Origin of the sequence: Ralstonia sp. TCR112 (assembly GCF_007997035.1) — a bacterium.
GTDB lineage: Bacteria > Pseudomonadota > Gammaproteobacteria > Burkholderiales > Burkholderiaceae > Ralstonia > Ralstonia edaphi.
In genome coordinates, this window is record NZ_VOSS01000228.1 from 1 (window position 1) to 553 (window position 553).

1 protein-coding gene is annotated in these 553 nt (G+C 62.7%); it reads left to right on the top strand.

Features of this window, described 5'->3' with window-relative positions:
- Positions 1–47 precede the first annotated feature (47 nt).
- On the top strand, positions 48–553 hold a 506-nt coding region (locus tag FUT88_RS25525; protein WP_325205677.1), incomplete at its 3' end, for a flagellar cap protein FliD N-terminal domain-containing protein.

The window sequence follows — 553 nt, forward strand, 5'->3', positions numbered from 1 at the left end:
TTGTGTAGAGAGACTTCCGCCGGCGCAGATGCTTATCGGACCCGATCATGGCGACTACCACTACCACCTCCTCAACCAGCAACTACGTTCCGCCGATCTCCATTCCCGGCATCGGGACGAGCATCGACGTCAATTCGCTGGTGACCAGCCTCATGAAGGTGGAAAGCCAGCCGCTGACGCAGCTGCAGACGCAGCAAAGCTCGTACCAGACGCAGCTGTCGGCCGTGGGCTCGCTCAAGAGTACGCTGTCGACCTTCCAGACCGCGCTGTCCAATCTGACCAGCGCGTCGAATTACAGCGCGATGAAGGCCAGCGGCTACGACTCGTCGATGCTGAGTGCGTCGGTGACGGGCTCGGCGCCTGCCGGTTCCTACGCGGTCAATGTCACGCAGCTTGCGCAGTCGCAGGTGCTGGCGGCGCAAGGCCAGACGTCCACCACGACGGCCATCGGCAGCGGTGCGTCGACCACGATTTCGTTCTCGTTCGGCTCGGTGTCGGGCGGGTCGTTCTCGGGCGGGAAATACACCGGTTCGACCTTCACGCAGAACGGCAA